This is a genomic window from Kribbella sp. VKM Ac-2568, from assembly GCF_004345365.1.
GTDB lineage: Bacteria > Actinomycetota > Actinomycetes > Propionibacteriales > Kribbellaceae > Kribbella > Kribbella orskensis.
Genome location: NZ_SLVF01000001.1, coordinates 68,132 through 92,276 on the forward strand (window position 1 = coordinate 68,132; position 24,145 = coordinate 92,276).

The window sequence follows — 24,145 nt, forward strand, 5'->3', positions numbered from 1 at the left end:
CTCCGCGCCACTCAAGGCATCGGTGTGGTCCTTGTTGCGCCGGCGTCAACACCCGCTTCCTGCGGGGTCTGCCAGGTCTCTTCGTCCAGACCCTTGAGCCTCTCGCGCACGTCGGACCAGCCGGCGGTGAGCGCGTAGAGCACCACGGTGTCCAGCGCGATCATCAGCAGCGACCAGACCGGGTACGCACCCAGCCAGGCGATCTGAATGATGGCGTGCACGATGACGATCACGATCGCGGTGATCCGGGCCCAGGTCTGCGCGGCGAGCAGACCGAGACCGGCAGCGATCATGATCAGGCCGGAGATCAGGAGCACCCAGCCCCAGCCAGTCAGATCGACCAGGATGAGGTTGTCCGGCGTCACCACCAGGTGTTCGTCGTCGAACAGGGCGATGAAGCCCTGGAAGACGTTGATTCCCCCGATCACCAGGAGCATCGTGCCGGCGAACACAACGAAGCCGGTCCAGGCGCCGCTCTTTTTCGCAGCCATCTGCGGTATCTCCTCTCGCTGCGGTGGCCGCTACCGGGCTCGGCAGCGGCTCGCACTTGGAGGCTGCGCTTGTTTCGCCCGGTCGGCATCACCCTCCGTGGATGAAGGATCCCTGGCCGAGGTCACCCCGCTTGGATGAAGGACCACAGGGCCAGCCGCGGCGGGACGGCTCAGCTCGTGCCGGCGTCGGAGCTGAGCGCTGCCCGCGCCTCGATGAAGGCGGCGACGGCGCGTTCCACGTCCTCGGTGGAGTGGGCCGCGGAGAGCTGGGTCCGGATCCGGGCCTTGCCGTGCGGGACGACCGGGTAGGAGAAGCCGATCACGTAGACGCCCAGCTCGAGCAGCTTGTCGGCCAGCCGGCCGGCCTCGGCGGCGTCGCCGATCATCACCGGCGAGATCGGGTGGTCGCCCGGCAGCACGTCGAAGCCCGCCTCGGTCATCTTCGAACGGAAGAGCGCGGTGTTGGCGGCGAGCTTGTCGCGCAGATCGCTCGTGCCACCGATCAGCTGCAGCGCCTTCAGCGAGGCCGCCGTCACCGACGGGGCCAGGGAGTTGGAGAACAGGTACGGGCGGGAGCGCTGGCGGAGCAGTTCGACGATCTCGCGCCGGCCGGAGACGTAACCACCGGACGCGCCGCCGAGGGCCTTGCCCAGGGTCCCCGTCAGCACGTCGACCCGGTCCTTGACGCCGAACAGCGAAGGGGTTCCGCCGCCGTCGGGACCGACGAACCCGACCGCGTGGGAGTCGTCGACCATCACCAGCGCGTCGTACCGCTCGGCCAGGTCGCAGATCTCGTCCAGCGGCGCGACGTACCCGTCCATCGAGAAGACGCCGTCGGTGGCGATCAGGCGGTACCGCGCGTCCGCGGCGTCCTTGAGCTGGGCCTCCAGGTCGGCCATGTCGCGGTTCTTGTAGCGGTACCGCTTCGCCTTGGACAGCCGGATGCCGTCGATGATGCTGGCGTGGTTCAGCTCGTCGGAGATCACCGCGTCCTCGGCGCCGAGCAGGGTCTCGAACAACCCGCCGTTCGCGTCGAAGCAGGAGCTGTAGAGGATGGTGTCCTCGGCGCCCAGGAAGGTGCTCAGGGCATCTTCGAGCTCCTTGTGGATGGCTTGCGTGCCGCAGATGAAGCGGACCGAGGCCATCCCGAAGCCCCACTCGTCCAGGGCGCTCTTCGCCGCGGCGATCACCTCGGGGTGGTCGGCGAGGCCGAGGTAGTTGTTGGCGCAGAAGTTCAGCACCGTGCCGCCCGACTTGCCGTTGGCAACGGAGATGGCGGAGTTCTGCGGCGAGGTGATCACCCGCTCGGACTTGTACAGCCCCGCGTCGCGGATCTCGCCGATCGTGGTGGTCAGGTCATCGCGCATCCGGCCGAACATCAGTGCACTCCCTCGGGGTTCGTTGCGTAGGTCGGGTTGGTCCAGTCCAGGATCACCTTGCCGCAGTGGCCCTGCCTCGCCACGTCGAAGGCCTGCTCGAAGTCGGCGTACCCGAACCGGTGGGTGATCACCGGGCCGAGGTCGAGACCGCGTTCCAGCATCACCGACATCGAGTACCAGGTCTCGAACATCTCCCGGCCGTAGATGCCCTTGATCGTCAGCATGTTGAGCACCACCGTGCTCCAGTCGATCGCGATCTCGTCGGCGGGCAGGCCGAGCATCGCGATCTTGCCGCCGTGGTTCATGTTCGCGAGCATGTCGCGCAGCGCGGCCGGCTGGCCCGACATCTCCATCCCGACGTCGAACCCCTCGCGCATGCCGAGGTCGCGCTGGGCGTCGGCGATCGACTGCTCGCCGACGTTGACCGCGTGCGTGACGCCGATCTTGCGGGCCAGTTCGAGCCGGTAGTCGGACAGATCGGTGATCACCACGTTGCGCGCCCCCGCGTGCAGGGCGACCGCCGCGGCCATGACGCCGATCGGCCCGGCGCCGGTGATCAGCACGTCCTCGCCGACGACCGGGAACGACAGCGCCGTGTGCACGGCGTTCCCGAACGGGTCGAAGATCGCGGCCACGTCCAGGTCGACCGGGTCCTTGTGCACCCAGACGTTCATCGACGGCAGCGCGACGTACTCCGCGAACGCGCCCGGCACGTGCACGCCCAGCCCGCGGGTCTTGATGCACAGGTGGCGGCGCCCGGCCCGGCAGTTGCGGCAGCGGCCGCAGACCAGGTGACCCTCGCCGCTGACGATGTCACCGACCGCGACGTCCCGGACGCCGGCGCCGATCTCGACCACCTCGCCGGCGAACTCGTGCCCGGTGACGATGGGGACCGGCACGTTCTTCCGCGCCCAGGAGTCCCAGTTCTGGATGTGCAGGTCGGTGCCGCACAATCCGGTCCGCAGGACCTTGATCAGAACCTCGTCGGCCTCGATCGCGGGCACCGGGACGTCCTGCAGCCACAGTCCGGGCCTGCTCTCGGCCTTGACCAGCGCCTTCATGGTGTTGCCTCCTCAGCCGTTGCCCCCACATCGTGGTCCCGGGCAACCACCGGCGTCCATCGACACGTCGTACACAGGCTTTGCAGATCATCTGCATACTCGTCCGCATGGCACGGGCGTAGTACGGGGGCTGGGCCGTCGCGCTGCTGGCCCGGATCGGGCCGCCCCCGACCGCTCGGTCGCCTTCGGCCGCCTGGTCAAAGAGGACGAGAAGAGCTGAAACCGTCCCCCGGCCGGGCTGACCGCGAGGTCCCTTAGGGTGGGTGGCCATGAGTGCTGATCGCGGGGCGTTGCTGGAACAGGTCAAAAACAAGGCGATCGTGCACGGGCGGGTGACGCTGGCCTCGGGCAAGGAGGCCGACTACTACGTGGATCTGCGCCGGATCACGCTCGACGCCGAGGCGGCGCCGCTGATCGGGCCGGCCATGCTGGAGCTCACCGCGGACCTCGAGTTCGACGCGGTCGGCGGGTTGACGCTCGGCGCGGACCCGGTGGCGATGTCGATGTTGCACGCGGCCGCCGCGCAGGGGCGCAAGCTCGACGCGTTCGTGGTCCGCAAGGCCGAGAAGACGCACGGGCTGCAGCGCCGGATCGAGGGTCCGGACGTGAAGGGCCGCCGGGTGCTCGCGGTCGAGGACACCTCCACCACCGGTGGCTCGGTGCTCACCGCCGTCGAGGCGTTGCGCGAGGCGGGTGCCGAGGTGGTCGCCGTCGCGGTGATCGTGGACCGGTCCACCGGAGCGAAGGAGAAAGTCGAGTCGGAAGGCCTGGAGTACCGCTCGGTGTTCGGCCTCGAGGAGCTCGGTCTCGGCTCGTGACCACCGCGGTCATCGTCGTCGTCGCCCTGCTGATCGGCGCCGGGGTCGGCTACGCGAACTACGTGCTGGCGAAGAAGCGCCGCGAGGCGTTCGCCGCCTTCGCCGCGCAGCAGGGCTTCAACTACCTGCCGGAGAACAACGCGCTGGCCGGGAACTGGGCCGGGTCGCCGTTCCAGACCGGTGATCACTGGCGGGTGCGGAACGTGCTGAGCGGCGCCTTCCAGGGCCGCCAGATCGTTGCCTTCGACTACAGCTACCAGACCCACAGCAGCAACGGGAAGGGCGGCCGCCGGACCACGACGCACAAGTTCGGCGTGGTGGTGATGCAGCTGCCGGGCCCGTTGCCGCAGCTCGAGGTCACCCAGGAGGGGATCTTCGGCGGGGCGGTCGCGAACGCCCTCGGGTTCGGCGATCTCCGGTTCGAGAGCGAGCAGTTCAACCGGGCCTTCCGGGTGACCGCGGACGATGCGCGGTTCGGGCACTCGGTGATCCACCCGCAGATGATGGAGCTGCTGCTCGCCCGCGGCGAGATCGGCTGGCGGATCGAGGGCAACTCCCTGATCGGCTGGGACTCCGGTCCGCACGCACCGGTCGAGGTGATGAACCGCCTCCAGCTCCTGCAGTTGGTGGTCGACAACGTCCCGCCGTACGTCTGGCGCGACTACGCCGGCGTCGACCCCCGCCAGCACTGACCCCTTTCGCCGCCAGACCACAGCGGCCCGGTCCGCAGTACTGCGGACCGGCAGGCTCAGGCGGAGGACTCGTCCTTGCGCTGACCAAGCTCCACGTGGGGCCGCGACTGCCACATCGCCCACTCGGCGCTGACATCGCCCGCCGTACGCAGCAGCAAGGGCAGGTACTCCTTGAGGAGCTGCTCGGTCGACGTCTCCGCGGCATGCACCGTGACGTTCATCGCCGCCCGGACCGCACCGGTCCCGTCCCGCACCGGAGCCGCCACCGAGCGGACCCCAGGCGCGAGCTCCTCGTCGGCCAGCGCCCAGCCGCGGGCCCGGATCTCGGTGAGCTCGTCGCGGAGTTGCTCCGCGGACCGCCCGATGTAAGGCGGGAGCCCGGCACGACTCGGCTGGGCGAGCGTCGCCGCCAGGTCGTCCGCGCTGAGTCCGGCGAGCAGCACCTTGCCCTGCGACGTCTGCGCGGCCGGGAACCTGGTGCCGATGTCCACCCGCAGCGCGATGATCTTCGGGACGGACACCCGGGCGACGTAGACGATGTCCGACCCGTCGAGCTGCGCCATCGACGACGACTCACCGGTCCGGGCCACGAGCGACTCCAGGTGCGGCCTGGCGATGTCCCAGAGGCCCAGCGCACCGACGTACGCCATGCCGAGCGTCAGCACCTTCGGCGTCAGCTGGAAGGCGCCGCCGGTCGACCGGACGAAGCCGAGCTCTTCCAGCGTCAACAGCAGCCGGCGCGCGGTCGGCCGTGCCAGCCCGGCCGCGGTCGCCACCTCGGTGAGGGACATGCTGCGGTGATCGGCGTCGAAGCAGGCGAGCACGTCCAGTCCACGAGCCAGCGATTCGACGAAATCGGGACCCGAACCTCGTCCTGCCATCAGTGTCCGCCTCCGCTGCTCCGACCACCCATCGCCGCTGAGCCTACGACCCCGACCGGCCGGTCATGCCTCCGAGCCGGGGTCGCCGAACATGCTGCCCCTCGCCTCCCGCGTCGACTCGGACTTGTACTCCGTGTACTGGTACGGGTTGTCCAGGACTTCCTCGTCGTGCGGGAGATCGGGGTTCATCCCGCCGGCCCACGCCTCATCGCCCATCGCCGACCGCAGGTAGTCCACCGTCGCCTCGACGGAACTGCGTACCGCGGGCAGGTCGACGCCGACCAGCCGGTGCTCGTGCTTCACCACCCGGCCGTCGACGATCACGGTGTGGACGTCGCCACGCTGCGCCTGGAACGCGACATGACCGTAGGGGTTGAGCAGCGGGAAGGACACCGGGGAGTCGTCGTTCTTGATCAGCACGACATCGGCCTTCTTGCCCGGCTGGAGGCTGCCGAGGTCGTCCCGGCCGAGTGCCCGGGCGCCGCCGCGGGTCGCCCAGTCGACCACGTGCTCGGCGCGCAGGTGGGTGTGGGTGACGGTGTCGCCCTTCACGTGCGCCTCGAGGTGCTCGCGGGAGCGGTCGGCGCCGAGCGTGGTGCGCATGGCCGAGAAGAGGTCACCGCTCCACCACACGCTGGTGTCCATCGACAGCGAGACCGGGATCCCGTACCGGCGGACCTGCCAGGTCGGCGGGTACCCCTGGCCCGCGCTCTGCTCGGACTCCGTCGACACCGACACCGAGCCGCCACTCGCGGCGATCCGCTGGTAAGAGTCACTGGTCAGCGTCGCGGAGTGCACGTAGATGTTCTTCGGCGTCATGAAGCCGTTCTCATGCATCAGCCGGATACCGTCGTCGTTGGTGGCACCCCAGACTCCGGCATGCGTGGTCACCGCGAGGTCGAGCTCGCGCGCCACCTCGAAGGCGCCGCGCTCCGGGAAGGACGGGTCGCCGGTCACGTCGAAGGCCAGTTGCAGGCCGAGCAGGTCGCTCGCCGAGGACTGACGGCGTTCCAGGAACGACCGGACGCTCGCGTCGGCGGTCCACTCCCAGGGCCCGGCCTGAATGTTGCCGTAGGCAAGGACGAACCGCCCGGGCACGGCCTGCAGCGCGTCCACAGCCGCTTCGGCGTGATCCACGCTCTGCAGCCCGTGGGACCAGTCCACCGTGGTGGTCACGCCCGCTTCGAGCGACTCCCAGGCCGACGTCACGTTGCCGGCGTAGATGTCCTCGGGCCGGAAGATCTTGCCGTGCTCGAGGTAGTACCAGACGAAGTACTGGGTCAGGGTCCAGTCGGCGCCGTACGCGCGCATCGCGGTCTGCCACATGTGCCGGTGGGTGTCGATCATGCCCGGCATCACGATGCCCCCGCGGGCGTCGATCTCCTGCGTGCCCTCGGGGACGTCCAGTGACGCGCCGACGGCGGCGATCCGGTCGTCGACGACCAGGACGTCCGCGTCGGTCAGCACGGTGTGGCTGTCGTCCATGGTCAGGACGGTGCCGCCTCGCAGAACCACCGGCCGGCCGGTGGCCGGCACCTCGGCATCGGACATGGTCTCCTCCAGGCTGTCAGGCTCGGACATGCGTCCGTATGCCGGTCATGATCGCCATACGGCCACTATCGAAGCGCCGTCCAGGCGTGTCAATACCCCGTCACCACCAGTACTCCGAAGCCTGCGCTCGGTGCCCGTCGGGCGCTTGACAGCCGGAGTGGGGCGACCGGAGACTGATTCGGCGGACGATTGTCCGTTTTCGCTTTGCTGACGATGGGAGATGTGCGCTCCGTGCCTGCAACGCCCACTCCGAACGGCTCGGCCGGCGACGCTGGTCGCGGCCCGCTCTCCGGGCTGCTGGTCGCGGACTTCTCCCGGATCCTGGCCGGCCCGTACGCGACCATGCTGCTCGCCGACCTCGGCGCCGAGGTGGTCAAGGTCGAGGCTCCCGGCGGCGACGACACGCGGTCCTGGCAGCCGCCGGTGCGGGACGGGATCTCGACCTACTACCTCGCGGTCAACCGCAACAAGCGGTCGATCGCGCTCGACCTCAAGGACCCGGACGACCTGGCCGCGGCGCAGGAACTGGCACGGCGCGCCGACATCCTGGTGGAGAACTTCAAACCCGGCGGCCTGGCCCGGTTCGGGCTGGACTACGAGTCGGTCGCGGCCGCGAATCCGCGGTTGATCTACGCGTCGATCAGTGGGTTCGGCAGCGGACCGAAAGGCGCGGCGCTGCCGGGGTACGACCTGATCGTCCAGGCCATCTCCGGGCTGATGAGCCTGACCGGAGACCCGGACGGCGAACCGTTCCGGGCCGGGATCTCGGTCTTCGACGTGATGGCCGGGATGCACGCGACGATCGGCGTCCTGTCCGCGCTGAACGCCCGCCACGAGACCGGCCGGGGCCAGCACGTCGAGGTCAACCTGATGTCATCAGCGCTCTCGGGCCTGGTCAACCAGTCGAGCGCGTACGTCGCGGGCGGGGTCGTCCCGATGCGGATGGGCAACAGCCACCCGAGCCTGTTCCCGTACGAGCCGTTGCCGTGCTCCGACGGCGAGCTGATCATCACCGCCGGGAACAACGGCCAGTTCCGCAAGCTGGTCGAGGTTCTCGGGGTGCCGGAGCTTGCGGACGATCCGCGGTTCGACCGCAACGAACAGCGAACGGCCAACCGGGACGAACTGCGCCCGCTCCTGGTCGAGCGGCTGCGGACCCGGACCAAGCTCGAGTGGTTCCGCGACATCATCGACGCCGGAGTTCCCTGCGGGCCGATCAACACGGTCGACGGAGGGGTGGCGTTCGCCGAGGAGATCGGCCTGGACCCGGTCGTGACGGTCGGATCCGGCGCGAGCGCGATGCCGTCGGTGCGCAACCCGATCACCTTCTCCGAGACAGCCCCGGAGTACCGGCTGCCGCCGCCGTCCCTCGACGAACACGGCGCCGAGCTCCGCAAGTGGCTGGCCACACCACCCGAGAACCGCACCGGGGACGAGGAGCGTTCGGCATGACGGATGACGGGCTGTCCTTCCCGACCTCGCTGGGCACCTCGACCGCGGACGAGATCCGGCTGCTCGGGCAGGACCTGACGGCCGACCTGATGGGCAAGGTCGGCTTCGGTGAGCTGGCCTTCTGGCTGGTCGCACTCCGCCGCCCGACGCCATCGGAGACGCGGGTCTTCGAGGCTGTACTGGTTGCCCTGGCCGACCACGGCTTCACCCCGACAGCGATCGCCGCCCGGCTGACGTATCTGTCCGCGCCCGACTCGCTTCAGGGCGCACTTGCTGCTGGTCTGCTCGGCGGTGGTTCCCGGTTCCTCGGCGTCACTGAGGACTGCGGGATCTTCCTGCACGAGGCTCTGCAGCGACTCGATGGTCAGCTGCCGCAGGACGATGCCGGCTGGGACGAGCTCGCGCTGACGGTGGTCAAGGAGACCCGGGAGGCGAAGAAGTTCATCCCCGGGCTTGGACATCCGGTCCACAAGGTGCAGGATCCGCGGACGCCGGTGCTGATCGGGATCGCCGAGGAGGAAGGCTTGCGCGGGCCGCACCTGCGGTTGTTCGAGGCCATCGGGCGGGTGCACGAGCAGGTCCTCGGGCGCCGGTTGCCGCTCAACGGCGCCGGTGTCTGTGGTGCCGCGCTGGCTGACCTCGGGCTACCCGTCGAACTGCTGCGCGGGTTCGCCTTGCTGGCCAGGGCCGCCGGGCTGCTCGGCCAGCTCGCCGAGGAGCGCCGCCGCCCGATCGGCATGGACGCCTACCTGACCGTGGACCGCAACGCCGTGTACGTCGACCCGACCCCCGACTCCACCGCCGACCCGACTTCCTGACCCATCCGGACGCAGAGGAGCACCACATGGCCACCGTCGTCGCGGTCATCGCCTCGACGCACCACCCGTTCTACTACCGCGCGAGCACCGCCACCGGCGCCGACCGCCCGCCCTTCGCCGACGAGTGGGTCGCCAAGATCGAGGCGTTCCGCGAGACGCTGACCAAGGCCCGGCCCGACATCCTGGTGATGGTGGGCAGCGACCACTTCCACCAGCTGTGGCTGGACAACATGCCGCAGTTCCTGGTCGGCAAGGCGCCGTTCTTCGACGCGAACTGGCACAACGAGGAGCGCGAGTTCGGCCTGCCGCGGATGACGCTGCCGGGGGAGGAGAAGCTGGCCGCGCACATCCTGCGCAACGGCCTGGACGCCGACTTCGACCTTGCCTTCAGCAACGAACTGCGGATCGACCACAGCATCACCTGCCCGATCATCACGCTGCGCCCGGAGGCGGACCTGCCGATCGTGCCGATCTACACCAACATCTTCGCGCCGCCGCTGCCGCGGCCGAAGCGGTTCGTCGAGCTCGGCCGGACGATCCGGAAGCTGGTCGAGTCGTGGCCGGAGGACAAGCGGGTCGCGATCATCGGCACCGGTCACCTGTCGCTCGAGCTGGGCGGTCCCCGGCAGTTCGGCGAGCACGGCCCCGACCCGGCGTTCGACCGCAAGGCCGTCGAGTGGATCGCCAGTGGCGACGTCGAGGGCTGCCTGGCCGAGGTGACCCTGGACAGCCTGCACCTGCCGGGCAACGCAACCCACGGGTTCATGGACTTCATGCTGATGATGGGCGTGGCCGGCGACGGCGCGAAGGCGGACCACGTCGACTCCCTCGACCTCTTCCACACGATGGAGGCCTACTTCACCTGGTACCCGAACGGAGTACCGGCATGAGCAAGTACCTGCTGGACAAGTTCCTCTACACCGTCGACCGCGATCCCGATCTGGTCGAGCGGTACCGCGCGGACGCAGCCGGCACGGTCACCTGGTGGGAGGAGGAGTTCGCCAACAAGCTCCTCAACTGCACGACCGCCGAGAAGTCGACCTGGCTCGCCCTCACCGACGAGGAGCGCCGAGCGCTGCGCGACCACGACCATGTGGCGCTGTTCCAACTCGGCGCCCACCCGTTCCTCACCCTCACGCTGTTCATCGCGATGTTCGAGCGAGACCACGGCCCGCTGGAATACCAGAAGGCCTACGGCAAGGCCATGGAGCACCTGCGGCTGCCGTATCCGGACATCGCCACCTGAGAGGAGATTCCGTGCGAGCCGCCGTCCTGGGCGTCCATGGCGAACCCCCGTCACACGCCGAACACCCCGACCCCGTCCCCACCGAGGGGCAGAGCATCGTCCGGGTCACCGCCGCGCCCGTCGTACCGCTGGACCTGCTCTGCGCCTCCGGTACGTCGTACTTCGGTGCGCCTCCGGTCCCGTACGTGCCCGGGGTGCAGGGCGTCGGTGTGGTGGAGCACTCGGCCGTCCTGGATCCCGGGACCAGGGTGTTCTTCGCGACGTCGGCCGGGATGGCCGCGGGTGACGGCAGTTTCGCCGAGCTGTGCGCGGTCCCTGACGTCGACCTGATCGCGCTGGAAGCACCGGTCGATGACACCGCGGTCGCCGCCATCGGGCTGTCGGGGGTCGCCGCCTGGATGACGCTGACCTGGCGAGCCCAGCTCCAACCCGGGGAACGAGTGCTCGTGCTTGGTGGCGGAGGTGCGGTCGGCCAGGCCGCGATCGGTGTGGCACGGGTCCTCGAGGCGGGCCAGATCACCGCGGTGTGCCGGTCCGAGGACGCCCGGCAGCGCGCTCTGGCGGCGGGTGCTCACGAAGTGGTTGCCATGACCCCCGATGTGGATGAGTTCACGTCCCGCCTCGCCGACGCGACCGGTGGTGCCGTGGATGTCGTGATCGACCCGGTCTTCGGCGTGGCAGCCACCGCGGCCGCGCGGATGCTGGCGAGCGGAGGGCGCCTGGTGAATCTCGGCGGCGCCTCCGGTGACGAGGCAACCTTCTCCTCATCGGTACTGCGTAGTCGCTCTGCGAGCATCCTCGGCTACACAAACAACTCCCTGACGCCCGACCAGCGCCGGGACGCCCTCACCGCAGTACTGCGGCACGCGGCCGCCGGCCGGATCACGGTCGCGCACGAGACCGTCTCGCTCCCTGACGTGGCGGCAGCCTGGCAACGCCAAGCCGCGGGCCAGACCTCGGGCCGCCTCGTACTCACCATCTAGGCCCCGCAGCACCGTAGAGTCACTTCCGAGCCTCATCGACACTCGGGAGCAGGGAATGACCGTAGTCATCATCGTGATCGTGGCGATCGTCGTGATTCTGGCCATCGCGCTGATGGTCTCGTACAACCGCTTCGTCAAGCAGCGGAACCTGATCCAGGAGTCATGGCGGCAGATCGACGTCGAGCTGCACCGGCGCTACGACCTGATCCCGAACCTGGTCGAGACTGTCCGGGCCTTCGCGGCGCACGAGCGGCACGTGTTCGAGGAGGTCGCCCGGCTGCGCACCCAGGCGGTGAACGTGCAGGGTGCCTCGCCGGAGCAGCGCGCGGCCGCCGAGGGCGAACTGTCCGGCGCGCTGCGACAGATGATGATCTCGGTCGAGGCCTACCCGCAGATCCAGTCGAACCAGAACTTCCTCAACCTGCAGCGGGAGCTGACCGACACCGAGGACCGGATCGCCGCCGGCCGCCGCTTCTACAACGCGAACGTGGGCGACTACAACACCCGGATCGAGGCGTTCCCGTCGAACCTGATCGCCGGGAGCTTCAAGTTCGAGAAGGCCGGCTACTTCGAGGTGAAGGACGAGGCCGTGCGATCCGTTCCGCAGGTCTCCTTCGGCACGATCGGCTCGGTGCCGGGCGAGCAGACGCCGCCGCAGATGCAGCCGGGCGCGCAGTCCTCGGGCCAGATCCAGCCGCAGATGCCGGGCAACGACCAGGGCGGCTACCAGCAGCAGGCGGGCGGTTACCCGCAGGGTCAGCAGCTCCCGCCCTCGGGCCAGTCCCCGTACCAGGGACAGCCACCGGTGGGCGGCCCCCCTGCGGGAGCCCCTGGACCGCAAGACGGACAGCCGCCCTTCACCGGTGGCCAGTAAAGGGAGGGTGCACCCTGGGTCGCTGAACTCCCCCCGGCCAGTGCCCCCACGGCCGAAGCTCAGCAACCAGGTCCCGAATTCAGGCCCGGGCGCGACGATGGTCATTCGTCACTCCCGGGCCTGCCCTCCCCCCGGTACCGTGTCCCACCCTGCCCGGCCCGGATACATCCGGCGTACATCGCGACATACATCGAGGTACCTGAACCTTCCCGGCAGGCCCGGCGGGATGCCACCATGGGGCGGGTCGATAGTTGAGAGGGCAGCAATGTGGACAGTCTGAGGTACGAGATCCTCGGACCTCTGCGCCTCGCTCACGTCCACGGACAGCCGCTGCGGGCGAGCAAACCGCGTCAACTGCTGGCCACTCTGCTGCTGCACCCGAACCGGTTCGTCTCCACCGAACTGATCGCCGACGCCCTCTGGGAGGGCAATCCGCCGCGCTCGGCGACGGCGAACATCCGCACCTACGTCCGGGCCCTGCGGGGCGTCCTGCAGGAGGCCGGGCTGCCCGCGCCGATCGACACCTCCGCGGCCGGATACAGCATCGAGGTCGGCGTCGACGAGCTCGACTCGAGCATGTTCGAGGCCCTGATCGCCGAGGGCGGCCACCTGCGCGACGCCGGTGACAAGCGCCAGGCGATGCTGGTGCTGTCCAAGGCGTACGGCCTGTGGCGCGGCCACCCGCTGGACGACCTCACCATCCCCTCGGCCTGGGAAGGCTCGATCGCGCGGCTCGACGCCCAGTACCGCGGGCTGGTCGACACCCTGCTGGACCTCCGCCTGGAGCACGGCGACGCCAGCGGCGCCGCAGTACTGCTGAGCAGCCGCCTCACCGAGGACCCGTACGACGAGCAGCTGTGGCGGCGGCTCGTCGACGCCCTGCTGGCAGCGGGCCGAACCGGCGAGGCGCGGGCGGCCTACGCCAAGGCCGTTCAGACCCTCGCGGACGAGCTGGACGTCAAGCCCGGCGAGGAGCTCCAAGCCGCCGGCGCCCGCGCCGAGAACGGCCGCTCCGCCAACTGGCCCGACCCCGGCATCCCCGCCGCGGCCCGTACTCCGGAACGCGAGCAGCCGGCGGAACCCACCGGACCGATGGCGGCGCCGGTGCTCACCGAGCCGCAGCGGCCGCCGAGCCAGCTGCCGTTGGACCTCGCCGACTTCAGCGGGCGCCGGCACAATCTCGAGCAGTTGCGGGATCTGGTCTGCGGACGTGACCCGGTCCGTCCTCCGATCGCCGTCATCTCGGGAGCGCCGGGGACCGGCAAGACCTCGCTGGCGGTCCGGCTCGGTCACTTGGTCCGGGAGTACTTCCCCGACGGCCAGATCTACCTGGACATGCGCGGCGCCACCGAGCCCAGGGATCCGGGCGGCGCGCTGACCGACCTGCTGCTCAGCCTGAACGTGCCCGACTTCGCGATCCCGGCGGATCCCGACCGGCGCTCGGCGGCACTCCGCTCCGAGCTGGCCAGCCGGCGCGTCCTGATCGTCCTGGACGACGTCGCCGCTGCCAGCCAGGTGGCGCCGCTGATGCCCGGTACCGGAGCTTCGGCGGTCGTCATCACCAGTCGCAACCGGTTGATGGACCTGGCCGGGGCCGACAGCATGCCGCTCGACACCTTCGACGACGGTGAGGCGGCCGAGTTGCTGCGCCGCGTCGCGGGCACCGGTCGCGTCGACAGTGCCTCGTCCGCCGCGGCCGAGATCCTCTCGGCCTGCGGAAACCTGCCGCTCGCGATCAGGATCGTCGCCAGCCGCCTGGCCCAGCGGCCGGATCTGAGCCCGACCGAGCTGGCCCGGCGCCTGCGCGACGAGACGCACCGGCTGGACGAGCTGAGCATCGGCGAGCTCGCGGTCCGGACCAGCGCCGACCTCAGCTACGGCTCCCTGAGCGCCGAGGAAGCCCAGCTCTACCGTCTGATCGGCCACTTCGCCGTCGGCGAGTTCTCCGCCCGGGTGCTGGAGACCGTCGCGTCACCGGCCACCGTACGCCGCAGCCTGGATCGCCTGATCGAGGTCAACCTCGTGCAGATCAGCTCGGTGGATGCCTCCGGCAAGGCCCGGTACCGGGTGCACGACCTGCTCCGGCTGCACGCGATCGGTGCGGGTGACGAGGAGCAGAAGGCGCAGGCGGTCAAGGACCTGCGGACCGTGCTCGACTCGCTGCTGCACAAGCTCCGCCGGGCCAGTGCGGCGCTGCCGTTCGTCTACTTCGGCGTGCTGGAGCACTCCGGTCCGCTGGACCTCCCGGACCCGGCGCCGTTCAACGACACCGACGCGATCGCCTGGTTCGACAGCGAGCGGAGCACCTTCGTGCCCGCGATCCGGGCCGCCGCGCAGAACGGCCTGCACGAGTACGCCTGGCGGATCGCCGCCGCCTGGGGTCCGTACCTGGACATGCGCGCGTACTTCGACGACTGGAACGAGTCGCACCAGCCGGGCCTTGTCAGCGCGATCGCCTGCGGGGATCGGCACGGCGAGGCGATCATGCACCGCAATCTCGGCCAGCTCGCGCTCTACCAGGACGACTGGGAGCCCGCCTGGCAGCACCTGTCTGCCGCAGCCGAGATCTTCGCCGAGGTCGGAGACCGGTTGGGCACCGGTATCACCGCGATCGGACTCGGCACCTGGCTGCGCGAACGGGATCGCCCGGACGAGGCACTCACGCAGTACGAGCTGGCTGTCGACGCGTTCGTCGAGGTCGGGGACAAGAACGGCGAGGCGGTGGCCCGGAGCGCGAACGCCTCCATCTGGCTGCGGCGCAACGACACCGTCACGGCCGGGCGCTTCCTGGCTGAAGCCTTCCTGCTCGGCGTCCGCCTCGGCGACCCGCACCGGCAGGCGAAGGTACGCCGCCGGATCGCCGCGCTGCGGTTGCAGCAGGGCCGTCATGACCAGGCCGTTCGTCAGTTGCGCGCGGCGCTGGCGATCTTCAAGGGGATCGGCGACGACCACTGCGGCGCCTACACCCGCGCCGAGCTGGGCCATGCGCTGATCCCGCTCGGCGAGGAAGCGGCCGCCCGCCGGATGCTGATGGACGCGATGGAGATCGGTCACCGGCTCGGCGACCGCAGCGTCGAGGGCCAGGCCGCCCACCATCTCGGTCAGCTGTACGCGTCCACCGGGAACGTCGAGTTCGCCAAGCGCTATCTCAACCGCGCGGCCCGCGTCTGGCAGCTGGCCGGCAACGACGCGAAGACCGCCGAGGCGCGCGCCGAACTGGCCGCTCTGGGCACCGACCGCGCGGTCGGCTGACGCCGCAATCCCTGCTGTCACAGGGGATTCCCGCGACTGCGGGTGAAATTCTGTGGCGCACAGTAGCGGATGTTCCCAATGTACGGCGGCTGTATGCGGCCGGGTGACTATTTCCTATGCCACGGCAGGGGCCGGAGGATGGGGGATGTGCGGCCATGGGGGAGATCGTTGTGGAACGCCGGTCGGTGGAGCGGGTCTCGAACCCGCGAGACGCCGAAGCCGCGCTGACCTGGCAACTGGAGCGGGTCGGCTCGACGGCGTGGCAGGACTGGACGCTGAAGTTCCAGCGGATGGCGTTCGGCTATGCCCACGACAGCGGCTGGCACGACTCGGCCGACGCGTTGAAGTGGCTCGACCATCACGCCCTGCTGCATGAGGGGGCGGTGCCACGGGGGGCACTGGTCTGGTACCAGGCGGCGGACCGGATCCGGGTGGCGTGTTCGCTCGGGTCCGGTCAGGTGGTCGGCCCGCTGCCCACCGGTGAGGTGGGCGTCGTCCTGCTGACCGACCTCAGCACCGACTTCGTCTGGTCAGACCCGCACTTCCCCTTCGCCGACTGAGGAACCGTTGCGCTCGCGGCGCCGGGCCAGCACGTACTCGACGATCATCGGGATGACCGAGATCAGCACGAGCAGGATCAGCGCCGACTCGAGGTGCTCGTGGATGAACTTCACCCGGCCGAGCGCGTGGCCGAGCAGGGTGACCCCGGTGCCCCACAGGACCGCCCCGACGCCGGTCCACAGGAAGAACTTCTTCGGGTCCATCCGGCCGGCGCCGGCGGTGACGGTGATGAAGGTCCGCACGATCGGCACGAACCGGGCCAGCACCAGCGCCCGAGGGCCGTACTTCACGAAGAACGCGTTGGTCTGCTCGATGTACTTCGGCTTCAGGAACTTCGCGTCCGGATTCTTGAACAACGTGGTCCCGAGCGCCCGGCCGATGTAGTAGCCGGAGACGTTGCCGGCGAAGGCCGCGACGGTCAGCACCACGCAGGCCACCCAGAGCGGGACGCCGATCGTGCCGAGCGCGATGAAGAGGCCGACGGCGAACAGCAGCGAGTCACCGGGCAGGATCGGGAACAGCAGCCCGCACTCGATGAAGACGACCGCGGCGGTACCCCACAGGGCCCAGTCTCCCAGCCAGTTCAGCAGGAATTCCGGGTCCATCCAGTTCGGCATCAGCATCGCGATAAGAGGAAGCACGCGCACAGGGTAGCGTCCCGACCTGTGGAGGAAGCGAATCGTGAGAAGCCCGCGGACCTGATCGGCGCCGACCTGGTCGGCCCGGCGGAGGTCGGTGTCGGCCCCTGGCAGGGCCCGCTACCCGACGATCCACGCCTGGATCCGGACCTGCTCGCGACCGGGGACCGCCGCAACGTGGTCGATCAGTACCGGTACTGGCGGCTCGACGCGATCGTCGCGGACCTGGACTCCCGGCGGCACCCGTTCCACGTCGCGATCGAGAACTGGCAGCACGACCTGAACATCGGCTCGGTGGTCCGGACGGCAAACGCATTCCTCGCTCAGGAGGTGCACATCGTCGGCAACCGGAAGTGGAACCGACGGGGCGCGATGGTGACGGACCGCTACCAGCACGTCCGGCACCACCCGCGCCTGGAGGATCTCGCGACGTACGCCGCCGAGAACGGTCTTCCGGTGATCGGCATCGACAACCTGCCCGGCGCGGTTCCCTTGGAGACGTACGACCTGCCCGAGGAGTGCGTGCTGCTCTTCGGTCAGGAAGGCCCGGGCCTCACCGACGACGCGCACGCGATCTGCACCGACGTGCTGTCGATCGCCCAGTTCGGTTCCACCCGCTCCATCAACGCGAGCGCCGCAGCCGCCATCGCCATGCACGCCTGGATCCGCCACCACACCTTCGGCCAGAAGCCCTGAATCGGGCCGTAACCGCCAGCCACGTCGCCGCGTTGCTGGACTGACGACACGAAACGAGCAGTCACGGCTGGCCCTGCTGACCCTCCTCGATGCCGAGACCGCCGAGGTGTTCCGAGTTGCTCCGCCAGGTCTGCCAGCCGCTCCTCGCGGCACCGCCCGCGAGCTGATCAGGAACTCGCCGCTGTCCGAGGTGGAGTCCAGGGCCCACCTCCGGACAGCGGTGCGTCATGAACCAGCGCGGAGTCCGAGGATCGACTCGAACGCGTCGGTCAGCGCCGCGGTCGGATCCTCGGCGAGCGACGTCGCGCGGTACGCGACGTGCCCGTCCGGCCGTACTACTAGGCAGCCGGTATCGGTGATCTCGCGGAGCCGGGCCCAGTCGCCGTAGAGGTCTTCCAGCTCGCGGCCGGGGCCGACGACGTACGACTCGATGTCGACGCCGGTGTGCTCGGTGACGGTGGCGGCGGCCTTCACCCAGGCGTCGCCGCCGATGCCGGTGAGCAGGGTGAACCGGCCCTTGCCGACGACGTCCAGCGTGCTCACCGTCTCGGTGCCCCGGGTGAGCCAGCAGTGCGGGATTCGCGCTCCGGGCCACGTGGTCGGGTGGTAGTAGAGCTCCGGATCCCTGTCAAAGGCGGGCTCCGGCGTCCCGTCCGGAACCACGGCAGCCGACCGGTAGCGGTGGCCGAGCTCGACCCCGTGCGCGTTGAACTCGTAGTCCTTGAGCTCGATCGCCTTGCGCAGTTCCTCGCGTTGCGCCGCGCCCTCAGGGGTGTCGTCCTTGCGCGAGTCGATGGTGCGTCCGGCCGGCGCGTCCGGCGTCATCCCGAGCGCGTGGAAGATCTGCCCGAACTGGGTGCGGCTCTTGTTCGCCCGCTCCACGATCTGCCGCGCGATCGGGGTCCGCTCCTCGTCGTAGGTGTCGAGCAGCTTCGGCGACGCCTGCCCGCGCAGTACCAGGGCAAGCTTCCAGGCGAGGTTGTACGCGTCCTGGATCGAGGTGTTCGAGCCGAGGCCGTTGCTCGGCGGGTGCCGGTGGATCGCGTCGCCCATGCAGAACACCCGGCCGACGGACGCCTTCTCGGCGTACATGTGGTTGACGCTCCAGACCGAGGTGCCCTTGAGCTTGACGTCGATGGTGTCGTCGCCGACCAGGTTGTGCACGATCTCGGTCGCCATCGCCTCGTCGACCACCGGCGCGGGCTGGTTGATGTCGTAGCCCCAGACGATCAGCCACTCGTTCCACGGCCGGACCATCCGGACCAGGCCGGCGCCGATGCCGCCGATCTGCGCGCCCGGCTGGAGCACCCAGTACAGAACGCTCGGCCGGTGCGCGACGTACTTGGACAGGTCGGCCTCGAAGACGATGTTCATCGAGCCCTCGATGTCCATCGAGCCGGCCATCGGCAGCCCGATGTCCTGCGCCACCTTGCTGCGGCCGCCGTCCGCGCCGATCAGGTACTTCGCCCGGATCTGGTAGGTCTCGCCGGACAGCCGGTCCCGGACCGTTGCGGTCACCCCGTCCTCGTCCTGCTCGAGCGACACGTACTCCGTGTCGAAGCGCAGGCGTGCGCCCCGGCTGGCCGCCGTACTGACGAGGATCGGTTCGAAGAGGGTCTGCGGCAGGTCGCAGGGCAGCGTCGGGCTGGCTTCGGTGTAGTCGGCCAGGCGCTGCGGATGCGTTCCCCAGGTCCGGATCCGGCCGATCTCCTCGCCGGCCAGGCTGGTGCAGAACGCGGTCTGGCCCATCAGCCCGTGCGAGGTGCCCTTGTCGATTATCTGGTCCTCGATGCCCATGTCCCGCATCAGTTCGATCGTCCGCTGGTTGGTGATATGGGCGCGCGGGGTGTTCGCGGTCCAGCCGTAGCGAGTCAGTACGACGTTGTCGATGCCGTAGCTGGACAGGAACAGCGAGGCGGCGCCACCGGCCGGGCCGGTGCCGACGATCAGCACATCCGTGGTCATCACAGGCTTTTCGTCTCCTCGGTGGTGGCGAGCACCAAGTCGTACTGGACGGTGGAGTAGGACTGGTCGAGCTGGCGGCCGTCGGGTGCGGTGCCGGCCGGGTGCTCGATGAAGTCGGCGATCAGGGAGTCCTTCACGCCGAACACGGCGTCGTCCTGCAGGTGTTCGTCACCGGCCGCGAAGACGTGGGTGATCAGGCGGGAGAAACCCGGGGCGGTCACCATGAAGTGGATGTGGGCCGGGCGCATCGGGCCACGGCCGCCGGCTCGCAGGAGTTCGCCGACCGGGCCGTCGTCCGGGATCGGATAGGCCACCGGGCGCACGGCCCAGAACGAGTAGTTGCCGTTGGCATCGGTTGTCAGGTGGCCGCGGTTCTGCGGGCCGTCGAGGTCCTTCTGGACGTCGTAGAAGCCGTCCTCGTCGGCCTGCCAGGTCTCCACCAGCGCACCGGGGATCGGATTGCCCTGCAGGTCCAGGACCCGCCCCGCCACCAGACAGGGCTGTCCCGGGGCACCGTTGGACAGGTCCTCCCCGAGCTTGATCTCCGGCGAACCCTCGATGAAGAACGGCCCGAACACCGTCGACGCGGTGGCTCCGGACGGTTTCCTGTTGCCCAGTCCGACCGTCAGCATGGACAGGCCGAGAACGTCGGAGAGCAGCACGAACTCCTGCCGGGTGCCGGTGGACTTGTGTCCGGTCCGGGTCAGGAAGTCGATCCCGGTGAACCACTCCTGTTCGGTCAGGTCGACCTCCCGGGCGAACGCGTGCAGATGTCGCACCAGCGCGCTCAGCACCGTCCTGGTCCGCTCGTCCGGACTGCCGTCGAAACTGACCACCACCGCGTCGGTCAGTTCGTCGCCTTCGAGATCCATCCTGTCGCTCCTCATGCCTCGATCACCATCGCCAATCCCTGGCCGACCCCGATGCAGAGGGTCGCCAGGCCGTAGCCGCCGCCGCGCCGGTGCAACTCGTGCGCGAGCGTGGTCAGAATCCTGGTTCCGGAGCTGCCCAGCGGATGCCCGAGCGCGATCGCCCCGCCGTTCACGTTCACCTTCGTGCGATCCAGCTCGGGCCATTCCCCCAAGCAGGCAAGGCTTTGCGCCGCGTACGCCTCGTTGAGCTCGACCAGTGTCAGGTCGTCCCAGCCGATCCCGGCCTTGGCCAATGCCTTGCGGGATGCCTCGACCGGACCGATCCCGAAGTACTGCGGATCGACGCCGTGCACCGCCCGGCTGACGATCCGCGCCAGCGGCGCGATGCCGAGCCGTTGCGCGGTGTCCTCATCAGCCATCAGTACTGCGGACGCGCCGTCGTTGAGGGTCGAGGAGTTGCCCGCGGTGACCGAGCCCTGGTCCCGGAAGGCGGGCCTGAGTCCGGCCATCACCTCGAGCGTGCCGCCGTCGCGGATGGACTCATCCCGGCTGAGCGGGCGCGGCGCGTTGCGACCTTGCGGCAGGATCGGGGCCAGGTGCTCCCAGGGCACCACCTCGGCGTCGAACCGGCCGGCTGCCCAGGCCTTGCCCGCCTTCTCGTGGCTCTCCAGCGCGAAGAGGTCCTGCGCTTCGCGGTCCACGTGGTAGCGCTCGGCCAGTTGCTCGGTGGCTTCGCCGAGTGAGACCGTCCACTCCTTCGGCATCCGGGGGTTGACCAGGCGCCAGCCTAGCGAGGTGGACTCGGCCGTCACGTTGCCGTGCGGGAAGGTCTTGTCGGGTTTCGGGAGCACCCAGGGCGCGCGGCTCATCGACTCGACGCCGCCTGCCACCAGCAGGGACGCGTCGCCTGTCTCGATCGCGCGAGCCGCCTGGATCGCGGCTTCGAGGCCGGACCCGCAGAGGCGGTTGACCGTAGTACCGGGGACGCTGGTGGGGTAGCCGGCCAGCAGGGCGGCCATCCTGGCGACGTCACGGTTCTCCTCGCCGGCGCCGTTCGCGTTGCCGAGGAAGACGTCCTCGATCAGCGCGGGGTCGAGGCCGGGGTGCCGGACCAGCAGTTCGCGGAGGGTGACAGCGGCCAGGTCGTCGGGCCGGCCGCCGGACAACGCCCCACCCAGCTTGCCGACCGGCGTCCGGACAGCATCCAGCAGGTAGGCAGATCTCATTGAGTTGCTCCTTCGGGTCGTTCCGCCGCTGGCGGCGTGGGACGCTCGCCGGCCCAGGCGCGAAGCAGGATCTCGGTCACGGTGTCCCCGTCCAGCGGCACCGGATTGGCCGGGGCTTTCGCGGCGAACCTCCGGGCGGCTTCGCGGGCTTGCTCCTCGGTCAGCCCGAGTTCCCGCAAGCTCGTCGGTACCCCCGCCCGGGCGAACAGATCGAACAGCCCGCTGGCCAGGTCGTCCGTCTCCAGCGCTGCCTCGAGGCGGGCCTTCGCCCGTGGTACTGCGCCGGCATTCAGCCTGGTGACTTGTGGAAGTACTGCGGCGTGGGTCTCGGCGTGCGGCAGGTTGTAGGTGCCGCCGAGCAGGTGGCACAGCTTGTGGTGCAGGCCGGTTCCCGCAGTCGCCAGTGCTGAGCCGGCCAGTGAGGCTCCGTAGAGAAGGTTGCTCCTGGCCTCCAGATCGGTGCGCTCGGCAAGAGCACTCAGCAGCCCTTCGCGGAGGGCGCGGACGCCTTCGACCGCGGTGACTTCGGTGATCGGGTCGGCCTTGGGAGTCCAGGTGGCCTCGACGCAGTGAGCCATCGCGTTCGCGACGCTCGCTGCGGTGATTTTGAGAGGGAGCCCGCGGCTGAGCAGCGGGTCGTAGACCACTGTCTTGGGGAGCACGATCAGATCCGTACCGGTGGTCTTCTCGCTTTCGGCGGTCTCACCCCAGACGGGAGTCATCTCCGAGCCGGCGTAGGTGGTGGGCACGGCGATGATCGGCAGGCCGGAGGTGAGGGCGATCGCCTTGGCCAGGCCGATCGCCGAGCCGCCACCGATCGCGACCAGGCCGGTGGCGCCGACCTCGATCGCCTTCGCCCGCGCCTGGTCGGCCCGTTCCTTGGGCACGTGCTGACGGACCTCGTCGATGCGTCCGGCGAACCTGTGGCCGAGCCCGACCTCGAGCAGATCGGCCGCGTCGCGCGCGGACTTTGTTGCTATCAGCAGCACATTGGCGATGCCCAGTTGGTCCGCCTCATCGGGCACTTGGTCGAGCGTGCCGGCGCCGAGCACGATCCGGCCAGGCAGCGCGGTGTGGGTGAACGTCTCAGGCATCGACGGCCTCCCGGTTCCTGAGTTTCTGCAGCGCGGTCAGTTCCTCATCGCTCGGTGGCGGCACGTCTTCGATGTCGTCGGCAACCTTGAGCGGCCAGCCGGTCGCCTTGACCGCCTGCTGGACGGTGACGCCCTGGTGCAGGCGGGTCAGGGTCAGCTCGTTGGTCTCAGGATCCGGCTCGAGCACGCCGTGGTCGGTGATCACCAGCGTCGGGCCGGCGCCCCGAGCCATCCGCTCCCGGCCGGTCGGCCCGTAGCCGACGGACGAAACGAAGTCGACGCGCTCCACGAACGTCCGGGGCGACTGCTTGACGATCACGATCACCCGGCCCGCGGCGGCGGCGATCTCTGGTGCTCCGCCCGCGCCGGGCAGCCGTACCTTCGGGTTGTCGTGGTCGCCGATCACGGTGGTGTTGATGTTGCCGTAGCGGTCGATCTGCGCGGCGCCGAGGAACCCGACGTCGATCCGGCCGGCGCCGACCCAGAAGTTGAACATCTCCGGCACGGACACCACCGCGGTCGCCGTCGCGGCGAGGTCGTCGTCGCCGATCGACAGCGGCAGCTTCTTCGGCCGTGCGTCGATGGCACCCGACTCGTAGACGAGCCGGCAGCCGGGCGCGTGCGTCCTGCGCGCGAGGTTCGCGGCGAGGTTGGGCGGACCGACGCCGACCAGGCAGACGTCGCCGTCATGGAGTTCGCGCGCGGCCGCCACGTTCATCATGTCCGCGCTGGTCCACTCAGACATGGGTGCTCTCCTTCGGCTCAACCGGCCCGCCGACGCTGTCCGGCGCCAGGCCGTTCTCCTCTGCCCACGCGAGGAAGCGCTCACGGTCGCGGGAGATGGCGTCCCATTGCTGGTAGAAGTCGTTGTCGCGAACCGAGTAACCGGCTGCGTACGACGGCCAGGCTCCGTTCGGTACGACGCTCACCGCGGCCAGCACCCAGTTCGGCAGGATCACCGCGCCGGTGCGCTCGGGGAACTCGTCGACCACCTCCTCGACGGTCACGATCGCGCGCTCCGCGGCCAGCACAGCCTCGCGCTGCACCCCGGTGATTCCCCAGAGCATCACGTTGCCGTCGCGGTCCGCGAGTTGCGCGTGGATGATCGTCACGTCGGGATTCACCGCCTTCACCGCCGCCAGTTCCTCGCCGGTGAACGGGCAGGTGACCCGGCTGATGATGTCCCGCTGCTCCTCCAGGTCCGTGCCGTGGTAGCCCCGCAGTACCGCGAACGGCAGGCGAGCGGCCCCGGCCGAGTAGGCGTTCGCGAGCCCGGCGTGGCTGTGCTCGTGGACGGTGAGCCGGTGCGGCCAGTGGTTCTCCACCGCGTCGCGGAGGCGGTGGAGCGAGCCGACGCCCGGGTTCCCGCCGTACGAGAAGACGAGTTCGTCGGCGCAGCCCAGCCCGATCAGCTGGTCGTAGACGAGGTCCGGCGTCATCCGGACGAGGGTCAGGTGGCGGCGGCCCTGCCGGGCGATCTCGTGGGCCGCGGCGAACGGGATCAGGTGGGTGAAGCCCTCGAGCGCCACCGTGTCCCCATCGTGCACGTGCGCGGCGATCGCGTCGGCCAGGGGAACTGGACTTGTCATCGGCTC

At 69.6% G+C, this 24,145-nt stretch carries 23 protein-coding genes; 11 read left to right on the top strand and 12 right to left on the bottom strand.

Annotated features, from left to right (window positions below):
* Nucleotides 1-11: 11 nt before the first annotated feature.
* From EV648_RS00325 to tdh, 3 genes are all read right to left on the bottom strand, one after another.
* Nucleotides 12-491, bottom strand: a complete 480-nt coding sequence (locus tag EV648_RS00325; protein WP_132283880.1) for a hypothetical protein — start codon at nucleotides 489-491, stop codon at nucleotides 12-14.
* A gap of 170 nt (nucleotides 492-661) precedes the next feature.
* Nucleotides 662-1,858 carry a glycine C-acetyltransferase gene (locus tag EV648_RS00330; RefSeq protein WP_241994855.1) on the bottom strand — a complete coding sequence of 399 codons (1,197 nt, stop codon included), beginning with the start codon at nucleotides 1,856-1,858 and terminating at the stop codon, nucleotides 662-664.
* Between the two features lie 11 nt (nucleotides 1,859-1,869).
* A complete protein-coding gene (gene tdh, locus EV648_RS00335) occupies nucleotides 1,870-2,931 on the bottom strand; it encodes an L-threonine 3-dehydrogenase (protein WP_132283884.1) in 1,062 nt (353 codons plus the stop codon).
* 269 nt (nucleotides 2,932-3,200) lie between these two features.
* Between tdh and pyrE the strand changes: the two genes are divergently transcribed.
* The gene (gene pyrE, locus EV648_RS00340; RefSeq protein ID WP_132283886.1) at nucleotides 3,201-3,749 is read left to right on the top strand and encodes an orotate phosphoribosyltransferase; all 549 of its coding nucleotides are present in this window, start codon (nucleotides 3,201-3,203) and stop codon (nucleotides 3,747-3,749) included.
* Entirely contained in the window at nucleotides 3,746-4,441 is a 696-nt protein-coding gene (locus EV648_RS00345) for a hypothetical protein (protein ID WP_132283888.1), read from the top strand. The genes pyrE and EV648_RS00345 overlap by 4 nt, the downstream gene beginning before the upstream one ends.
* A 56-nt stretch (nucleotides 4,442-4,497) precedes the next feature.
* On the opposite strand, the gene EV648_RS00350 is transcribed toward EV648_RS00345, so the two are convergent.
* A complete protein-coding gene (locus EV648_RS00350; protein ID WP_132283890.1) occupies nucleotides 4,498-5,322 on the bottom strand; it encodes an IclR family transcriptional regulator C-terminal domain-containing protein in 825 nt (274 codons plus the stop codon).
* Nucleotides 5,323-5,385: 63 nt separating this feature from the next.
* Nucleotides 5,386-6,903, bottom strand: coding sequence for an amidohydrolase family protein (locus tag EV648_RS00355; protein ID WP_199234375.1), 1,518 nt, complete (start codon nucleotides 6,901-6,903; stop codon nucleotides 5,386-5,388).
* A gap of 201 nt (nucleotides 6,904-7,104) precedes the next feature.
* Here EV648_RS00355 and EV648_RS00360 point away from each other — a divergent pair, with 201 nt between their 5' ends.
* From EV648_RS00360 to EV648_RS00395, 8 genes are all read left to right on the top strand, one after another.
* A complete protein-coding gene (locus tag EV648_RS00360) occupies nucleotides 7,105-8,325 on the top strand; it encodes a CaiB/BaiF CoA-transferase family protein (RefSeq protein ID WP_241994782.1) in 1,221 nt (406 codons plus the stop codon).
* Nucleotides 8,322-9,143 (top strand): citryl-CoA lyase, encoded by an 822-nt coding sequence (locus tag EV648_RS00365; protein WP_132283894.1) that lies wholly within the window; start codon nucleotides 8,322-8,324, stop codon nucleotides 9,141-9,143. Before EV648_RS00360 ends, EV648_RS00365 begins: the two co-directional genes overlap by 4 nt.
* A gap of 26 nt (nucleotides 9,144-9,169) precedes the next feature.
* On the top strand, nucleotides 9,170-10,033 hold the full coding sequence (locus EV648_RS00370) for an extradiol ring-cleavage dioxygenase (RefSeq protein ID WP_132283896.1): 864 nt from the start codon (nucleotides 9,170-9,172) through the stop codon (nucleotides 10,031-10,033).
* A complete protein-coding gene (locus tag EV648_RS00375; RefSeq protein ID WP_132283898.1) occupies nucleotides 10,030-10,389 on the top strand; it encodes a hypothetical protein in 360 nt (119 codons plus the stop codon). Before EV648_RS00370 ends, EV648_RS00375 begins: the two co-directional genes overlap by 4 nt.
* Nucleotides 10,390-10,400: 11 nt before the next feature.
* The gene (locus EV648_RS00380; protein WP_132283900.1) at nucleotides 10,401-11,372 is read left to right on the top strand and encodes a zinc-binding alcohol dehydrogenase family protein; all 972 of its coding nucleotides are present in this window, start codon (nucleotides 10,401-10,403) and stop codon (nucleotides 11,370-11,372) included.
* Nucleotides 11,373-11,427: 55 nt separating this feature from the next.
* Nucleotides 11,428-12,246, top strand: a complete 819-nt coding sequence (locus tag EV648_RS00385; protein WP_132191963.1) for a LemA family protein — start codon at nucleotides 11,428-11,430, stop codon at nucleotides 12,244-12,246.
* 267 nt (nucleotides 12,247-12,513) lie between these two features.
* Complete coding sequence (locus tag EV648_RS00390; RefSeq protein ID WP_132283902.1) at nucleotides 12,514-15,498, top strand: BTAD domain-containing putative transcriptional regulator; 2,985 nt, start codon at nucleotides 12,514-12,516, stop codon at nucleotides 15,496-15,498.
* Nucleotides 15,499-15,653: 155 nt separating this feature from the next.
* Entirely contained in the window at nucleotides 15,654-16,058 is a 405-nt protein-coding gene (locus EV648_RS00395) for a hypothetical protein (RefSeq protein ID WP_132283904.1), read from the top strand.
* On the opposite strand, the gene EV648_RS00400 is transcribed toward EV648_RS00395, so the two are convergent.
* Complete coding sequence (locus EV648_RS00400) at nucleotides 16,029-16,700, bottom strand: DedA family protein (protein ID WP_241994783.1); 672 nt, start codon at nucleotides 16,698-16,700, stop codon at nucleotides 16,029-16,031. The two genes, EV648_RS00395 and EV648_RS00400, sit on opposite strands and share 30 nt — an antisense overlap.
* A 24-nt stretch (nucleotides 16,701-16,724) precedes the next feature.
* Between EV648_RS00400 and EV648_RS00405 the strand changes: the two genes are divergently transcribed.
* Complete coding sequence (locus EV648_RS00405; RefSeq protein WP_132283906.1) at nucleotides 16,725-17,393, top strand: RNA methyltransferase; 669 nt, start codon at nucleotides 16,725-16,727, stop codon at nucleotides 17,391-17,393.
* Nucleotides 17,394-17,618: 225 nt separating this feature from the next.
* On the opposite strand, the gene EV648_RS00410 is transcribed toward EV648_RS00405, so the two are convergent.
* The 6 genes from EV648_RS00410 to EV648_RS00435 are packed head-to-tail and all read right to left on the bottom strand — an operon-like array spanning nucleotide 17,619 to nucleotide 24,139.
* On the bottom strand, nucleotides 17,619-19,358 hold the full coding sequence (locus EV648_RS00410; RefSeq protein ID WP_132283908.1) for an FAD-dependent monooxygenase: 1,740 nt from the start codon (nucleotides 19,356-19,358) through the stop codon (nucleotides 17,619-17,621).
* Complete coding sequence (locus EV648_RS00415; RefSeq protein WP_241994784.1) at nucleotides 19,358-20,230, bottom strand: intradiol ring-cleavage dioxygenase; 873 nt, start codon at nucleotides 20,228-20,230, stop codon at nucleotides 19,358-19,360. Before EV648_RS00415 ends, EV648_RS00410 begins: the two co-directional genes overlap by 1 nt.
* 11 nt (nucleotides 20,231-20,241) lie before the next feature.
* Nucleotides 20,242-21,456, bottom strand: coding sequence for a thiolase family protein (locus tag EV648_RS00420; protein ID WP_132283912.1), 1,215 nt, complete (start codon nucleotides 21,454-21,456; stop codon nucleotides 20,242-20,244).
* Nucleotides 21,453-22,550 carry a maleylacetate reductase gene (locus tag EV648_RS00425; protein ID WP_132283914.1) on the bottom strand — a complete coding sequence of 366 codons (1,098 nt, stop codon included), beginning with the start codon at nucleotides 22,548-22,550 and terminating at the stop codon, nucleotides 21,453-21,455. The genes EV648_RS00420 and EV648_RS00425 overlap by 4 nt, the downstream gene beginning before the upstream one ends.
* Nucleotides 22,543-23,295, bottom strand: a complete 753-nt coding sequence (locus EV648_RS00430; protein ID WP_132283916.1) for a CoA-transferase subunit beta — start codon at nucleotides 23,293-23,295, stop codon at nucleotides 22,543-22,545. Before EV648_RS00430 ends, EV648_RS00425 begins: the two co-directional genes overlap by 8 nt.
* Complete coding sequence (locus EV648_RS00435; RefSeq protein WP_132283918.1) at nucleotides 23,288-24,139, bottom strand: CoA transferase subunit A; 852 nt, start codon at nucleotides 24,137-24,139, stop codon at nucleotides 23,288-23,290. Before EV648_RS00435 ends, EV648_RS00430 begins: the two co-directional genes overlap by 8 nt.
* Nucleotides 24,140-24,145: the final 6 nt, after the last annotated feature.

Coding starts and splice junctions, on each gene's coding strand:
- EV648_RS00430 (WP_132283916.1), bottom strand. CDS start 23,295: ATGTCTGAGTGGACCAGCGCGGACATGATGAACGTGGCGGCCGCGCGC.
- EV648_RS00375 (WP_132283898.1), top strand. CDS start 10,030: ATGAGCAAGTACCTGCTGGACAAGTTCCTCTACACCGTCGACCGCGAT.
- EV648_RS00410 (WP_132283908.1), bottom strand. CDS start 19,358: ATGACCACGGATGTGCTGATCGTCGGCACCGGCCCGGCCGGTGGCGCC.
- EV648_RS00325 (WP_132283880.1), bottom strand. CDS start 491: ATGGCTGCGAAAAAGAGCGGCGCCTGGACCGGCTTCGTTGTGTTCGCC.
- EV648_RS00385 (WP_132191963.1), top strand. CDS start 11,428: ATGACCGTAGTCATCATCGTGATCGTGGCGATCGTCGTGATTCTGGCC.
- EV648_RS00395 (WP_132283904.1), top strand. CDS start 15,654: ATGGGGGAGATCGTTGTGGAACGCCGGTCGGTGGAGCGGGTCTCGAAC.
- EV648_RS00425 (WP_132283914.1), bottom strand. CDS start 22,550: ATGCCTGAGACGTTCACCCACACCGCGCTGCCTGGCCGGATCGTGCTC.
- EV648_RS00350 (WP_132283890.1), bottom strand. CDS start 5,322: ATGGCAGGACGAGGTTCGGGTCCCGATTTCGTCGAATCGCTGGCTCGT.
- EV648_RS00370 (WP_132283896.1), top strand. CDS start 9,170: ATGGCCACCGTCGTCGCGGTCATCGCCTCGACGCACCACCCGTTCTAC.
- EV648_RS00420 (WP_132283912.1), bottom strand. CDS start 21,456: ATGAGATCTGCCTACCTGCTGGATGCTGTCCGGACGCCGGTCGGCAAG.
- EV648_RS00435 (WP_132283918.1), bottom strand. CDS start 24,139: ATGACAAGTCCAGTTCCCCTGGCCGACGCGATCGCCGCGCACGTGCAC.
- EV648_RS00355 (WP_199234375.1), bottom strand. CDS start 6,903: ATGTCCGAGCCTGACAGCCTGGAGGAGACCATGTCCGATGCCGAGGTG.
- EV648_RS00365 (WP_132283894.1), top strand. CDS start 8,322: ATGACGGATGACGGGCTGTCCTTCCCGACCTCGCTGGGCACCTCGACC.
- EV648_RS00415 (WP_241994784.1), bottom strand. CDS start 20,230: ATGGATCTCGAAGGCGACGAACTGACCGACGCGGTGGTGGTCAGTTTC.
- pyrE (WP_132283886.1), top strand. CDS start 3,201: ATGAGTGCTGATCGCGGGGCGTTGCTGGAACAGGTCAAAAACAAGGCG.
- EV648_RS00330 (WP_241994855.1), bottom strand. CDS start 1,858: ATGCGCGATGACCTGACCACCACGATCGGCGAGATCCGCGACGCGGGG.
- tdh (WP_132283884.1), bottom strand. CDS start 2,931: ATGAAGGCGCTGGTCAAGGCCGAGAGCAGGCCCGGACTGTGGCTGCAG.